At 57.4% G+C, this 14916-nt stretch carries 10 protein-coding genes; 5 read left to right on the top strand and 5 right to left on the bottom strand.

Going from position 1 to position 14916, the window contains the following annotated elements; all coding sequences use genetic code 11:
* Nucleotides 1–36: 36 nt before the first annotated feature.
* From GVL52_RS22350 to GVL52_RS22360, 3 genes are all read left to right on the top strand, one after another.
* Complete coding sequence (locus GVL52_RS22350; RefSeq protein WP_160011159.1) at nt 37–1266, top strand: acetate/propionate family kinase; 1230 nt, start codon at nt 37–39, stop codon at nt 1264–1266.
* A 24-nt stretch (nt 1267–1290) separates the two neighbouring features.
* Nucleotides 1291–3684, top strand: a complete 2394-nt coding sequence (locus GVL52_RS22355; RefSeq protein WP_160011161.1) for a phosphoketolase — start codon at nt 1291–1293, stop codon at nt 3682–3684.
* Nucleotides 3685–3751: 67 nt separating this feature from the next.
* Nucleotides 3752–4390 carry a CBS domain-containing protein gene (locus GVL52_RS22360; protein WP_159952701.1) on the top strand — a complete coding sequence of 213 codons (639 nt, stop codon included), beginning with the start codon at nt 3752–3754 and terminating at the stop codon, nt 4388–4390.
* Between the two features lie 48 nt (nt 4391–4438).
* On the opposite strand, the gene GVL52_RS22365 is transcribed toward GVL52_RS22360, so the two are convergent.
* The 3 genes from GVL52_RS22365 to GVL52_RS22375 all read right to left on the bottom strand — a co-directional run bounded on the left by GVL52_RS22365 (nt 4439) and on the right by GVL52_RS22375 (nt 5780).
* The gene (locus GVL52_RS22365) at nt 4439–4687 is read right to left on the bottom strand and encodes a hypothetical protein (protein ID WP_160011163.1); all 249 of its coding nucleotides are present in this window, start codon (nt 4685–4687) and stop codon (nt 4439–4441) included.
* A 162-nt stretch (nt 4688–4849) separates the two neighbouring features.
* Nucleotides 4850–5101: a YdcH family protein gene (locus GVL52_RS22370; RefSeq protein WP_159952703.1), complete on the bottom strand. Its 252-nt coding sequence runs from the start codon at nt 5099–5101 to the stop codon at nt 4850–4852.
* A 43-nt stretch (nt 5102–5144) separates the two neighbouring features.
* Complete coding sequence (locus GVL52_RS22375) at nt 5145–5780, bottom strand: universal stress protein (protein ID WP_306440373.1); 636 nt, start codon at nt 5778–5780, stop codon at nt 5145–5147.
* A 370-nt stretch (nt 5781–6150) separates the two neighbouring features.
* Between GVL52_RS22375 and GVL52_RS22380 the strand changes: the two genes are divergently transcribed.
* Nucleotides 6151–6597, top strand: a complete 447-nt coding sequence (locus tag GVL52_RS22380) for a response regulator (protein ID WP_159952705.1) — start codon at nt 6151–6153, stop codon at nt 6595–6597.
* A gap of 432 nt (nt 6598–7029) precedes the next feature.
* On the opposite strand, the gene GVL52_RS31275 is transcribed toward GVL52_RS22380, so the two are convergent.
* Both GVL52_RS31275 and GVL52_RS22390 read right to left on the bottom strand, forming a co-directional pair.
* Nucleotides 7030–11028 carry a PAS domain S-box protein gene (locus tag GVL52_RS31275; RefSeq protein ID WP_306440374.1) on the bottom strand — a complete coding sequence of 1333 codons (3999 nt, stop codon included), beginning with the start codon at nt 11026–11028 and terminating at the stop codon, nt 7030–7032.
* Nucleotides 11029–11437: 409 nt separating this feature from the next.
* Nucleotides 11438–13030, bottom strand: a complete 1593-nt coding sequence (locus GVL52_RS22390) for an MBL fold metallo-hydrolase (protein WP_160011165.1) — start codon at nt 13028–13030, stop codon at nt 11438–11440.
* A gap of 223 nt (nt 13031–13253) precedes the next feature.
* Between GVL52_RS22390 and ccoN the strand changes: the two genes are divergently transcribed.
* Nucleotides 13254–14912 (top strand): cytochrome-c oxidase, cbb3-type subunit I, encoded by a 1659-nt coding sequence (gene ccoN, locus GVL52_RS22395; protein ID WP_160011167.1) that lies wholly within the window; start codon nt 13254–13256, stop codon nt 14910–14912.
* The last annotated feature ends 4 nt before the right edge of the window (nt 14913–14916 follow it).

Raw genomic sequence — 14916 nt, forward strand, 5'->3', positions numbered from 1 at the left:
AAATGCGGCGCGGCGGACAAAGAGTGAGAGGCTTCAATGGACGAGACACTACTTCTGACCTTTAATGCCGGCTCTTCAACCGTAAAAATCGGCATTTTCCAAGTTACGGAGCAGGGTCCGGTCCATCTGGGAAAGGCGGCCATCGATCTCGCAGCCGTAGCTCTCACCCTGGTCCTGCGAAAAGGTCTGGAAGGTTTCAACATTCCGCTGTCTCAGCGCCCCGCCGATCTCGCCGGCCTGATCGACGAAGTGTTCGAGAAGACCAGTGCACATTTTGACCTCGATAGAATAATCGGCGCGGGCCATCGCATTGTACATGGCGGAGACGTGTTCACCGGTCCAGTTGCGCTGAACGACGAGACGATCGCGCAGATCGAAATGCTTGGCCAGCTTGCTCCGCTACATCAGCCACAGGCTCTTCGGCTGATTGCGGCCGTCAGAGACGCGCGTCCGGACCTATTTCAATCGGCTTCTTTCGATACTACGTTTCATGCATCTCAGCCTGACGTGGTCAGGCGCTTGGCAATCCCGCGCGTCTATTATGAACGCGGCATCAAGCGTTACGGTTTTCATGGCCTGTCCTATCAGTATGTGGTGCGCTCATTGCGGTCACAGGCACCAGAAGTGGCGGATGGCAAGGTGGTTATCGCGCATCTGGGGAGCGGCGCCAGTCTTTGCGGCGTTCATAACGGCGCTAGCCGGGATTCGAGCATGGGGTTTTCAACGCTTGATGGTATTCCCATGGCGACCCGTCCGGGCTGGCTGGATCCTGGCGTCATTCTCCACTTGCTGGGGCCGGGCGAGAAATCGCTTCGTGAGATAGAAGATATTCTTTACAACAAGTCGGGTTTGCTGGGTCTTTCGGGGATCAGCGGCGATGTCCGCGTCCTGATTGAAAACGACGCCGAGGAGGCAAGACAAGCACTCGAGCTGTTTACGATACGTATCGCTGGCGAGATATGCCGACTCGCCTCGACGCTTGAAGGTCTTGATGCGGTGGTTTTCACGGCCGGGATCGGAGAACACCAACCTCTGATACGGGCGAGAGTTGCCGAGAGACTTTTGTGGTTGGGGTTTGCACTTGATCCCGAAGAGAACGCGACGAATGCCCTGAAGATCAGCACGGCGGCAAGTCGAGTAGCCGTTTATGTCATCCCGACCGACGAGGAACTAATGATCGCTGAAGAATGCCTGGCAGTTTTGCTTTCGACAGAAAACTTCAAGGAAATGATCGAGATCACGGAAGACCGGCAAACCCGGGTCTAGGTGGGGAGAAAAGGAATGGCGGATATGCGGACAGAGACAGACACCAACATAGGGGCGACGACCGCGCGCGAACTCGAGCTTCTGAACCGCTACTGGCGGGCCGCGAACTACCTCTCCGTCGGACAGATCTATCTGCTCGACAATCCGCTCCTGCGCGAGCCGCTCAAGGCCGAGCACATCAAGCCGCGCCTGCTCGGGCATTGGGGCACGACCCCGGGGCTGAACTTCATCTACGCCCATCTCAACCGCGTCATCCGCGCGCGCGACGCCGACATGATCTATGTCTGCGGTCCCGGCCATGGCGGTCCGGGCATGGTCGCCAGCACTTACCTGGAGGGCACCTACAGCGAGATCTACCCGCATATTTCCGAAGACGCGGCGGGCATGCAGCGACTGTTCAAGCAGTTCTCCTTCCCCGGCGGCATTCCGAGTCATGCGGCGCCCGAGACGCCCGGCTCCATCCACGAAGGCGGCGAACTCGGTTATGCACTGGTGCACGCCTATGGCGCCGCCTTCGACAATCCGAACTTGGTCGTCGCTTGCGTTGTGGGTGACGGCGAGGCGGAAACCGGCCCGCTAGCAGCGAGTTGGCAGTCGAACAAGTTCATCAATCCCGCCCGCGACGGCGCCGTCCTGCCGATCCTGCACCTGAACGGTTACAAGATCGCCAATCCGACGGTTCTTTCCCGCATCGGCAAAGAGGACCTGGACCATCTGTTCCGAGGTTACGGCTACGAACCTTTCCTCGTCGAAGGCCATGAACCGGATGACATGCATCAGCAGATGGCAGCCGTTCTGGATACGGTCTTTGACCGCATTCACGTCATTCTGCAGGCCGCGCGCAGCGGCGAACCTGTGGAAGGTTGCCCGCGCTGGCCGATGATCGTGCTCAGAAGCCCTAAAGGCTGGACAGGACCGAAGGAAGTGGACGGCAAGAAGGTCGAGGATTTCTGGCGCGCCCACCAGGTGCCGGTCGCCAATTGCCGCGAGGACGATAGCCACCGCAAGATCCTTGAGGACTGGATGCGCAGCTACGATCCCGAAGACCTTTTCGACGGCAACGGCCGCCTGAAAGAAGAGCTGCGTGCGCTTTCGCCCGGCGGCGATCGGCGCATGGGCGCCAATCCGCATGCCAATGGCGGGCTTCTGCGCAAGGAACTCGTGGTACCGTCCATCCGAGATCACGCAGTGCCAGTGACGGATCGCGGCGCGTTGATGGTGCAGACGACCGAAATCCTTGGCCGCTACCTGCGCGACATCCTTAAACTCAACGATGCCAATTCCAATTTCCGCATCTTCGGGCCGGACGAGACGGAATCGAACCGCCTCGGTGCAGTCTTCGAAGTCACCGACCGCGTCTGGATGGAGAAGATCGAGCCCTACGACGTGCATCTGTCCCGCGATGGCCGTGTGATGGAAGTGCTTTCCGAACATCTGTGCCAGGGCTGGCTGGAGGGCTACCTGCTGACGGGCCGGCACGGCTTCTTCTCCTGCTACGAAGCCTTCATCCACATTATCGATTCGATGTTCAACCAGCATGCCAAGTGGCTGAAGGTCTCGCGCGAACTGCCCTGGCGCAAGCCGGTATCCTCGCTCAACTACCTGCTCACCTCGCATGTCTGGCGGCAGGATCATAACGGCTTCAGCCACCAGGATCCGGGCTTCGTCGATCTCGTCGCCAACAAGAAGGCGGATATCGTCCGCATCTACCTGCCGCCGGACGCCAACACCCTGCTCTGGATCGGCGACCATTGCCTGAAGACCTGGGACCGCATCAACGTCATCGTTGCCGGCAAGCAGCCGGAGCCGCAATGGCTGACGATGGACGAGGCGATCCAGCACTGCGAATCCGGTATCGGCATCTGGGAGTGGGCCGGGACCGAAGACAATGCTGTAGCGCCGGACGTCGTGATGGCTTGTGCCGGCGACGTGCCGACCATGGAAACCCTTGCGGCGGTGATGCTGCTGCGAGAAGCGCTTCCGGAACTGAAGATCCGGGTCGTCAACATCGTCGACCTGATGGCGTTGCAATCAGAGGACCAGCATCCGCATGGGCTGGACGACGAAGCTTTCGATCGGCTGTTCACCACCGACCGGCCGGTGATTTTCGCCTATCACGGCTATCCCTATCTCATCCACCGGCTGACCTATAAACGCGCAAACCATCGCAACATCCATGTGCGGGGCTTCATCGAGGAAGGGACGACAACGACGCCATTCGACATGACGGTGTTGAACGAACTCGACCGCTTCCATCTCGCGATCGAGGCGATTCAACGCGTTCCAGGTCTGGCAAAAAAAGCAAAACCCGCATTAGAGATGTTGGCAGCACGCCTGACCGAACACGATCGCTATATCCGGGAGTTCGGCGAGGACATGCCTGAAATTCGCGACTGGAAATGGACATCAAGGGCATAAGCCAGTCACGGCAGAAAATGAATGGAGAGGCGATCACATCTGTCGTCTACAACATACGAGGTAGCATATGCTTGCGCAGGATCTGATGACGAAAAGCCCGGTTACCGTGAACGAGCAATCAAGTGTCAAACATGCCGTAGAACTGATGGTCAGACATGGCATCAGCGGCCTGCCCGTTGTCAACGATGAGGGCGTCACAAGCGGCATGCTGACGGAAGGAGACATTCTCAAGCGCAGCGAGTTGAACCGGGCGCTTGTCGTTCCGGATAATCCAGATGACGATTTCTACAGGAGCTACGTCCAGGCGCACGCAACTATGGTTGCCGACTGCATGTCTCGTGATCTTGCCTCCGTGCCCCCGAGCGCCTCTCTGGCGCAGGTGGTCGGGCTCATGCGCAACAAAGGTGTAAAACGGCTCCCGGTGATCGACAATGGTACGCTTGTGGGAATTGTCAGCCGTAAAGATGTCTTCAAAGCGATCACGCCGTCACGCGAGAATGTGGCAAGTGGTGGCGACGCACTCCGGCTTGCGTTGTCGACCCGGCTGAGGTCGGAACTTGGAATCGACCTTGGTACTTTCGACTTGCGGATAAACGGCTCGCTCGCCGAGATCTCGGGCAACCCCTTCAGCGAATATCAGAGAAAGGCAATGCGAGTGGTTGCAGAGAGCATTTCCGGCCTGTCCGGCATAAAAATTGCGAACTAGAAAATGGAATCGGAGCCTACGCCCAGTTGGGCGTAGGACGTCTCGCGTTTAACCGGAGATAACGTCACCGGCCTGCCACTGCTTCTTACCCCAGTTACGCAGCCGCATGCGACGCGCCACGACACCTGCCAAAAGAGGTGCTATTGCGAAACTCAGGAGGACCACGACGGGTAACCAGACTTTGAGATTATCGGAAAAGGCGGGTATCATCAGCACGGCAACAATGCCTACCCCGAAAAGGATGGCATTGATCAACATGCTGCAGACGATCTTCAACCATGTATCTGTGCTCAGCATCTTCAGCTCCTTTTTGACCTGAAGCTAAACTGATCCAAATCCAGATCGTTCCCACGTGCCCACCGGGTGGACGCGTTCGCGGCTCTTTCCTCTTGGCTGACGCGCAAATAGGCGCCGCTGACCAGCGACGCCGATGCCATAATTCACCTGAAGCCCATCGCGCTATTCGGCCGCCTGTTGCCGTGCCAAAGTCTGGAAGATTGCATCCTTGAGCAACATCCGCGATTTGCGCATCTCGGTCATGTGGAGATCATCGACCGGTTGAATATCTGTCTCAGCCAGGTGGATTTTATCGTTGATAGTCTCGTATTCCTCGCACTGGCGGGAAAAATGACGGTCTTCCTCGCGAAGGCGGCGCAGCAGCGCGAGACGCTCGGGGAATTCATCTGCCAGACGATGCGGGGTATTGGACATGGTTCACTCCTGTATGTGTCTAAAGGGGCGGGTCGCTCACGATCTAACGAGCAAGCAGAACGGGAACGACTGCGCCCTCGAGCATATCGCGGGTCACGCCGCCGAAGATCCGCTCGCGAAGGCGAGAATGCCCGTAGGCGCCCATGACGATCAGGTCGGCGTCGATCGCGATCGCCTTCTCGTTGAGCACATCGGCAACTGATCGTCCGCCACTGGCAATGCGCTCCACCGAGACTTTCACGCCATGCCGGGCGAGAAACGTCGCAATATCAGCGCCGGGTTCTCCGCCGTTTAAGCCGTAAGATGCAGTGGGATCGACCATCGTCACCACCACTTCTTCCGCAGCCTTCATCATCTCCAAGGCCTCGCGGACGCCCCGACTGGCTTCGACGCTTGAATCCCAGGCAAGGACAATGTTGCGTGGCGAAAGGGTCGGTTCTTTTTTCTCAGGCACCACAAGGATTGGCTTGGGAGCGCTAAACAATGCGCCGTCGATCGCGCGGGCGCGCAACTCCGGATCCAGATTGAGATTGCGGCCGATCAGGACGATATCAGCATAGCGTGCCCGGGTGCCGATCTGATTGTCCGCCAAGGCAATTTCGGTCTGAAGGAGCTCCAGTTCGAAGGATATGCCGGTGGCAGCCAGGTACTCGCGTGCCTTCTTTTCGGCCTCGAGCAATTGGAGGCGGTCCTTGTCCCGTTCCTCCAGCCAGACGGTCGAGATCGCCCCCGCATAGGCTTCAACGGCGGGGGGTACGAACATCGAAACGAGAATGGCGACCAGATGGGCCCCCTCCTTCCGCGCAAAGGCTATGGCGGAACGGAGATCCTCTTCGGGCTGATGGACGCTAAGGATGCTTATGACAGTGCGATAAGACATACGCGAGTTCTCCGACAATCTGAGTGGTGAGAATACGCATCAAAAAAGAAACGCGGTTTGATCCGAATCAAACAGGCACTCACATTTTCGAACAAGCCATGTTCGGCTCCTCAACCTCAAATGATTTCGGTCCGGAACAATATCCATTCGACAACGTTTGGAAGCTCACGTGTCCATTGCAGTTCAATGGCTGCGCAAAACCGGCTTCTGCGGTTGCATGCTACCCACACGAGTGAGAAACTTCTTGTCTGAATTTTACAAACCGGTTGCCCTGGTTGTCGAGGATGAACCCCTTCTCGCACTCTACGCTGAAGATCTTTTGTGCGATCTCGGCTACGAGGTCCACCATGCCCACAATGCCGATGTGGCGGTCCCCATGCTGCAGACCCTGAAAATCGATCTGCTCTTCACCGATATAGAAATGCCGGGTCGATGGAATGGTCTTGCTCTGGCGGTTCATGCCGCGACCGTGATGCCGGAAGTCCCGATCCTTGTGGTCTCCGGACGGCTCAAGCCCGCCCAAACAGAAATTCCGAGTTCTGCTTTGTTCTTTTCGAAGCCCTATGACGCATCTCACATCACTCAGGCGCTGCGGCTCTTCAGGAAACCCGCTTAGTCATCGGCAGACTCTTCGAGGCATATCCTATCTTGCCGGGCATATCTATTGCGACAAGTGGCCCTTATCCCAAGTATGCTATTTGTTGGAGAGAGATGCGCAAAAGTTTACGGAATTCGGTTTGGTAAAGACGCACCAAAATGCCCAATTGTGGTCAGACCGTTTGTGCCCGCGCCCAGCGCCTCTAGGGCCTCGTCGGCCGTCTGGAAATGCCACGTGTCCGCGTCTTGCCGCATTTGTCCCCCTTAGCGGTTTTTGTTCAGAAACGCCCTCTACATGCTCTCCACAAATATTCTGTTTGCCAGGGACAGGAACCCGTCCCAATGTCGGTCAGGCTCCGACCCACTCTGCCACAATACGCAAATACCTCGAAGCGACTTTGATCCGGCGCAATCGTGGAGGGTCCATCTTTCCCTTTTTCATACGGCCGCGTCAGCGCGTGACCGGCGATACGGCGTGCAGGACTTTTGTCATGGCCTCGACACTATATGGTTTCACGAGGATCTCGGTCATTCCGTTCCCCGGGAGAGTCGGCACGTTTGGATCACCCGTCGCGAAGATGACCGCGATATCGGACTTGATGCCACGAAGGATCCTTGCGAGTTCGATTCCGGACATGCCCGGCAGTCCGACATCGGTCAACAGGAGATCAAAACGATCGGCACTGAAGAGATCGAGCGCCGTTTTCGCGTCGCCGGCTTCGGTGACGGTATGTCCGAGTTCATCTAGCATATCGACCGTGTTCATGCGGATGAGGACATCATCTTCCACAAGCAGAATATCGAGGGGGACGGCAATCGCTGGGGTCTGGGTCGGGCGAGTCGATGGCGCTGAGCCTTGCGTGGCTTGTGTTCTCTGCTGTTGATTGGCAAGGACGTGCCGGATTTTACGAGCCATCGCTTCTCTCGTATATGGCTTTGACAAGAGCTCCACCCCAGGATCCAGGCGACCGCCATGGACGATCGAATTTTCGGTGTAGCCCGACGTGAAGAGGACGGCAAGAGCCGGATCACGCTCGCGAGCGATGCTGGCGAGCTCCGGGCTTTTCAGCGGTCCAGGCATCACGACATCAGTAAACAGCAGATCCACATGAGCACCGCTCTCAAGTATGCTCAAGGCTGCGGAAGCGTCTTTTGCACTTAATATCTTGTATCCGAGGTCCGTCAGGAGCTCGACGGCTGTGGCGCGCACCGCCTCATCGTCTTCGGCAATCAGGATCGTTTCCGATCCGCCGACAATGTCAGCGGGAACCAGAACCGTGAAGACGTCCTCTTCGCGGTCCACGCGCGGGAAATAGAGCTTGATGCTCGTTCCCTGACCAGCTTCGCTGTAGATCTTGATATGACCGCCGGACTGCTTGACGAAACCGTAGACCATCGAGAGACCCAAACCGGTCCCCTTCCCTTCAGGTTTGGTGGAGAAGAACGGCTCGAAGACCTTTTCCATGACATCCGGCGTCATGCCTGTTCCGGTATCCGATACCGCCAGCATGACATATTGCCCCGGCGCAACCTCGGGATTGCCCTTCACGTATTCGCGATCGAGCACTGCATTACGAACCTCGATCGTGAGTTTTCCCGCTCCGTCCATGGCATCGCGTGCGTTAATGGAGAGGTTGAGCAACGCGTTTTCGATTTGCGTGGGATCGACCTGGACGTTCCAGAGATCCGGGTAGACCATGGTTTCGATTTCCACGGCCTCACCCAGAGTCCGCTTGAGCATGTCGTCCATGGCAGAAACCTGCCTGCCGAAATTGATGACTTTCGGCTCCAGTGGCTGGCGGCGACCAAATGAGAGCAGCTGGCTGGCGAGCTTGGCTCCGCGGTCGATACCTTGGAGCGCGTTTGCAATTCGACGCTCTGCCTTGAGGTCACCGACGAGATCTTTTTTCAGAAGCTGGAGATTCCCCGAAACGACCTGCATCAGGTTGTTGAAGTCGTGAGCAACGCCGCCGGTCAGATTGCCGATAGATTCCATTTTTTGTGCCTGTTGCAATGCAAGTTCAGTGGTCCGAAGTGCTTCAGCCGCTTCCTTTTCCGCTGTGATATCGCGACCGACAGCATGGATCAGCCGACCGTCCGGTACTGCAGTCCACGAGATGTCCCTGTAGAAACCGTCTTCCGCTCGGTACCGGTTGACAAAATTCAGTGTCCGAGCGCCCTGCGCAAGTTTTTCGAGTTCGTCCAGCGTGGCCCGCCTATCGTCTGGGTGCACGAAGTCCATGAATGATTTGCCGAGCAGCCATCGTTCCGTTTGGCCGAGAAGCAATAGGAATGCAGGGTTGGCAGCTGTGACGACGCCGTTGACATCAGCGACCAGCATGATCTCCGTCGATAGGCGCCACATGCGGTCACGGTCTGCCGTTCGGTCTTCCACTTGGCTGGCAAGATCGTTCGTCAGGTCGGCAAGCGCTTCACGGGTCGCCCGCAATTCATCGACATCGGTATTTGTACCGATCCAGCGGAAAATCCGTCCCTCGCCGTCGCGGATCGGAACTGCGCGGACAAGGTGCCATCGAAAGACACCGTCATGTCGGCGTAGGCGAAATTCGGTCTCGTAGACCGCTCCACTTTGCAGGGCCTCGAGCCAGTGGGAGGTGACCGATCCGAGGTCGTCGGGGTGGACCATCGCTGTCCAGCCATTGCCAACAAGCTCCCCTTCCACCAAGCCGCTATAGGCATAGATCCGCTCGTTGAACCAATCGAGCTGGCCATCGGCAGCAGCTGTCCAGACATGGTTCGGCAGTGCCTGCGCCAGGCCCTTGAACCGCTCTTCGCTTTCGCGCAAGGCACGCTCATTGTTGACACGGTCTGTGACGTCCTGAACGACGCCGACCAGCCGCGCGGGTTTTTCCGTCGTACCTCCTTCGAATTCCGCCTTCCGGGCGATGTAACGAAGGGCGCCGTCACCAGCGCGATGGATGCGGTACTGGACATCGAGCTGCGCTTCTTCGGTGGATCGGGTTTGCGCCGATGACCTGATGTGCCGATCTTCGGGAAGGACGCAGGTCTCTATCAGCGCAACCGGCAGGCGCTCGGCTTCTGGCACGCCGAATATCCGGCAAAATTCCGGGCTGACATGCACGACATCGCTTTTCAGGTCGATGCTGAATACGCCGACGCCACCGACCTCTTGCGCTCGATGCAGGAGCGCTTCCGATTCCTTGAGCTTCTTGTTTGCCTGGTGCTCTGAGGTCCTGTCGCGCAAGACCTTAACAAAACCGATCAGAGAGCCGCTATCATCCTGGAGCGGCGACATCTCGCCGCTTGCCCAGAACTCCTCGCCATTTTTACGGATATGCCAGCGTTCGTCGTTGGCGGCGCCGTGCTTCAGCGCCAAGCCCATTTCGGTCTCGATACGGTGGATGGATTGATCCGACCTGGTGAAGATCCGATCGGCATCCCGACCCAGCATTTCATGTTCGGACCAGCCGAAGATACGCTCCGCTCCGCGGTTCCAGCGTGCCACCTTTCCATCGATATCGAATGCGATAATCGCGTAGTCGGTCGCGCTGTCGAGAATTTGCCGGTTGCGGGCTTCACCGGCGCGCAAGGTGGTTTCCGCCTCCACCTTGCCTGTGATATCGGTTCCCTGAACGAACACACCGGTGATTTTACCCTTGCGATCAAGGATAGCCTGACAAACGATATCGACGTGACGTGTCCCAATGCGATCTTCGTCTGTTCCTTGCAAGTCCACCTTCAAGGCTCTACCGGTAAATGTCTTCCCGGTTTCAAAGACGCGGTCGAGGATCCTGCTGTAACCTTGACCTGCCAGTTCCGGGAGGGCCTGTGCAAGCGGCACTCCCACCAGATCACGACGATCGACGAGTTGGAAAAATGCGTCGTTCGCAACGTCGAAGACGTGGTTGGGACCGTAAACCGTTGCCATGAACCCCGGCGCTTGCGTAAAAAGATCCCGCAAGCGGTTACGCTCGCCGTTGAGCCACTGCTCTGTTAGCACGGTTTCGGTGGTTTCGACGACGACGGCCATGACGCCGACGATCGAGCCCGCCTCATCCATGACCGGCGAATAGTCAAGGTCGGCCCAGGCTTGATCGGGCTCTCCTTCCCGGTAGAGGGTGAGAGCTTGGTCACTGAATGACAGGGTGTCTCCCGAAAGACAAACTGTGAGGACCCGGGCATTGAGATCGGAGGCTTCCGGCCATCCTTCGAGGACCTTCATGCCAAGCAGGGCCGGGTGGCGGCTGCCTGCGAATGCCGCGTAGCCGTCATTGTAGATCATAATGCCGTCCGGACCCCAGAGCGTTGCAATCGCCAAAGGCGACCGCATGATCAGCAGGACAGTCGAGCGCATGGCAGCTGGCCATGTTTCGATGGCTCCCACTGCGGTCTGCGACCAGTCGAATGCGGCTACCAGCTGGCCGGTTGGGCCGCTTTCCTTGAGCAATGGAAGAAAACTTGTATTCAATTCACAGGCCCCAGCACGATCTCGACGCAAGTTGCGACAGAATAACCTATGCACGATGGGAACCCGATACGGCAACACGTAAGCGAGCGAGCGAGTGCCCGGATCGAAACACATTGGAAGAGTCCGGACAAAGTCATCACTGTGCGCGATTATATAAGCGACACCTTCGAACCCATTCCACCAAGATCGAACCAACCGCCAGGCAAGACCCAACGCTCCTCATCGCTCTGCCCTCTAGGGGAGAGGAAACACGCTACCCCCACCAAATCAAAGCCCAGGATGCGGCAGCAGGGCGCCGAAGGGAACGGGCGCTATCTGCCGACCAAACCCCATCCGGAAGGAACCACTGGTCATCACCGGTCTCGACTCCGATAGTCGATCGCCCAACTACGCTCTCAAGGAGAGCCTATCACGCCTCGAGTGCTCGTCTTATCTTACGGATCACCACCCCTCGCGCCTTATCGTCTGCTGCGTTTCGAAGTTCGGACTGAAGATCGAGCAGCAGCTTCTGATAATCGTTGTTCCAATCGCGATGTCCGGCTTGCTGGGGATCGATGCGGGGCGGCGGCGCATCAGGCGAGATATCGATCGGTCCGCTGAGTTCCAAACGAAAAGCGGAATCGAGCCGGGGACGATAGACGCGATCCTCGCCGACGAGGGCAGCGGCTCTGTGCGCCATTGCTTCCAACGCGTCTTGCTCGCCATGGACAAGAAAGACCGCCTGTCGAACCGGCAGCCGTTCTGCCAACCACGCGGACAGTTCGGCGCCATCGGCGTGGCCGCTATAAACATCGATGGAACGAATCCGGGCTCGAACGCTGATCTCGTCCCCTTGGATCCGGACGGTGGCTGCGCCGTCCTGAAGTATTCGTCCGAGGGTACCGGCAGCCTGAAAACCGACGAGCAACACAGTTCCTTCTTCGCGCCACAACCAATTCTTGAGGCGGTGGCGTATTCGCCCCGCTTCGCACATTCCGCTTGCCGCGATGACAATATGGAACCCGTGGATGAAGTCGACCGCCTTCGATTGTTCGACGGTTTGGGTAAACCGCACGTTCTTTGAACGGATCGCCCTGACCAGTAGGTCACCGTTTTCAAGATCATGACGGTGCTTTTCGAAGATTTCAGTCGCTCGGATCGCCAACGGTGAATCGATGATAATCGGGCAGGATGGAATTTCGCCCTTTTCCATCAAATATACCAGGTCGGCGAGCAGTTCCTGTGTCCGCTCCACCGCAAAGGACGGAATGATCAGGGCACCCTCGCGATGTTGGCTGGCGGCTGAAACCTCAAGGGCGAGAATCCGGCGCCGACCTTCATCGGTCGTGTCGAAGCGGTCTGTACCGCCGTAGGTGCTTTCACAAACGACGTAGTCGAAACCCGCTGGTGCCTCCGGGTCATGCTGAAGCAGCTTGAAATTAGAACCGATGTCTCCGGAAAACAACAACCGGAGCCGATCATCCGCTTGCCCGATTTCCATCTCTATGGAAGCCGAACCGAGAAGATGGCCGGCGTTCCAGAAACGCACATGAATATCTTCCGCAATCTCCTGCCACTGGCGCAGTGGTACCGGTCGAAACTGGGTTAACACGATTGCCGCGTCCGCCGCATCATAGATTGGCTCGACCTGTCCTCGCGATCGTCGGCGATTGCGCCGGTTAAGCTGCTCGACTTCGAACTGCTGGATATGGGCGGAATCCGGCAGCATCACGCTGCAGAGGTCCATCGTGCCACCGGTCGCATAGATTGGTCCTCTGTAGCCGAAACGTGCCAGCTTCGGCAAAAGTCCGGCATGATCGATATGCGCGTGGGTGAGCACAACCGCCAGGATACTTTCAGGATCGAACGGAAAAGGGCGGTAATTCAGTTCTTTTTCCGTTTTGGAACCTTGGAACATACCGCAGTCGACAAGGATGTTCCCGCCGGCGGTTTCGATCGCGAAGCAAGAGCCTGTCACCGTGCCGGCCGCCCCGTGGAACCTGATTATGGGTCGATTCTGCATGCTTGTGCCCTCCCGCTGTTAGAATACATTATTTTAAACCTGTTGCGTATTGATCCTGATCATTACCGCGAGGTGCGATGTCAGCGCCTTGCGATATCAATCGCACATTTCTGCACTTGATACTTGTCTGCCAAGCTATAGCTTGAGCTGAGGTCATGTGTTGGTGATGGAACTTTTATAGAATGTTGGGCGTTTACAACGCCAAACAGGCGGGGGAGGAACTATGGGTCAATTTACCACTGGTGAGCGCGAATTGGGCGCCGCCGTCCTCATTCTTCTCGCCATTATCGGCGTCGCGATGGCCGCCGTGGGACGATACGATCCGCTCGGCATTCACGGAGCCATCGTACTGTTTTACAGCGTTGGACTGCTGTCTCTGTTGATTTCCGGGTCATTCGCTTCTCCTCCCGATCCGGAGAGGTTTAGCAGGTACTACGACGATCCGATCAAAGTGGGCGTCTGTCTCACCCTGCTTTGGGCAATTTTCGGCATGTTCGTCGGGGTATGGGCTGCCGCGCAACTCGCCTGGCCGTCTCTGAATTTCGACACGTCTTGGGCGAGTTTCGGTCGCATCCGCCCGGCTCACACCACCGGCGTTATTTTCGGTTTCGGCGGGAACGCCTTGCTGACAACGTCCTTCCACGTGGTCCAGCGAACGTCACGGGCTCGACTTGCCGACCAGTTCTCCCCGTGGTTTGTCCTTCTTGGTTTCAATCTCTTCTGTCTTATCGCCGTTTCCGGCTATTTCCTTGGTGTGACCCAGTCCAAGGAGTACGCCGAAGCCGAATGGTATGCCGACATCTGGCTCGTGATCGTCTGGGTCACATATTTCTTCCTGTATGTTCGGACCTTGGCACGACGCAAAGAGCCCCACATCTATGTCGCCAACTGGTATTATCTGGCATTCATAATCGTGGTCGCCATCCTGCATATCGTCAACAACCTCGCAGTCCCGATTTCGCTTGGCCATGCGAAGAGCTACACAATCTGGGCTGGAGTCCAGGACTCGATGGTACAGTGGTGGTATGGGCACAATGCCGTCGCATTCTTCCTGACCGCAGGCTTTTTGGCGATGCTTTATTACTATCTTCCCAAGCGCGCCGAGAGGCCGATTTTCTCCTATCGTCTGTCAATCCTGAGCTTCTGGGGCATTACATTCTTCTACATGTGGGCTGGCTCGCATCACCTGCATTACACGGCGCTTCCCCATTGGGTACAAAACCTCGGCATGACGTTTTCGGTCATGCTCCTGGTTCCGTCCTGGGCATCTGCCGGAAACGCTCTTCTGACCCTCAACGGCGCCTGGCATAAGGTGCGGGACGACGCCACGCTTCGATTCATGATGATGGCCGCGTTTTTCTATGGCCTTTCCACATTCGAAGGGTCGTTCCTGGCCATTCGCCCTGTAAACTCGCTGTCGCACTACACCGACTGGACCGTCGGCCATGTCCATGCCGGCGCTCTTGGGTGGGTCGCGATGATCACCTTCGGCGCGCTCTACACGCTGGTCCCGTCGATCTGGAAGCGCGAAAGGATGTATTCGGCCGCGCTCGTCGAAGTGCATTTCTGGCTCGCACTCATCGGAACCCTCATCTACGTGTTTGCCATGTGGAATTCCGGCATCATCCAAGGGCTGATGTGGCGGACCTACTCTCCCGACAACACACTGGTCTATTCGTTCGTCGATACGCTGGTCGCGATGTACCCCTATTATATCGCGCGTGCTTTTGGCGGGTTGCTGTTCCTCCTCGGCGCAATCGTCGCGGCATACAACGTCTGGATGACGATCCGAACACCGGAGACCGTCCTCAAAGAGGCGAGCGATGATCTGCCGATCGGAGCAGGCACTTTGAACGGTGCCACCACCTCGCCTGCGGAGTAGACCT

Source organism: Rhizobium sp. 18055, from assembly GCF_902706285.1.
In the GTDB taxonomy this organism is placed as follows: domain Bacteria; phylum Pseudomonadota; class Alphaproteobacteria; order Rhizobiales; family Rhizobiaceae; genus Rhizobium.